Origin of the sequence: Pseudoalteromonas sp. SG45-2, assembly GCF_014164115.1 — a bacterium.
Lineage (GTDB): Bacteria > Pseudomonadota > Gammaproteobacteria > Enterobacterales > Alteromonadaceae > Pseudoalteromonas > Pseudoalteromonas distincta.
In genome coordinates this window covers 1-480 of the sequence record NZ_JACJEO010000068.1, presented here as the reverse complement: position 1 = coordinate 480, position 480 = coordinate 1, and the positions used below count along the sequence as shown (strand labels likewise).

At 44.8% G+C, this 480-nt stretch carries 1 protein-coding gene; it reads right to left on the bottom strand.

Annotated elements, in window-relative coordinates; all coding sequences use genetic code 11:
* Positions 1-269 precede the first annotated feature (269 nt).
* Positions 270-480: hypothetical protein (locus H5116_RS20240; RefSeq protein ID WP_220487504.1), on the bottom strand; the 211-nt coding region annotated here is incomplete at its 5' end.

Genomic DNA, 480 nt, shown 5'->3' with positions numbered 1-480 from the left:
CCCGAAGAGATTAAAGCTTGAAGTATGCGCGTAAGATGTTCGCTATATATTAAAATCAGCCATCGTCATATCTAGAGCTATCTGTTCAAAGATACTTTAAGATTGAGATGGCTCGACTGACCGCTCATCGCTCTTTTGAGGCATTCGCCTCAACACGTTTTGGGGCAGAAACGAGTTACGCTTTAATGCCCGCTCATGGCACTTAGGCGAACTTCGGCAAAGAGCGAGAAACAGACGGTCGATCAAACTCATTTTTGGACAAAAGCTCGTCAGAGTAAATAACCTAGAACCCCGCTTTCAGATAACTTCTCGTATCTCAAAACGTCAAAGACCACCGTTGTCAGCGGTGGTCGGCTTGCGCGGAACTGGACAGTTTCGAGCATGGTCGATTTTGGGAGTGAATTATTTTTTGCTGCAATACTGTATATTAATCCACGAAACACCATCACGAAACGATTTGTGCCACTTTCTTCCTGAGCA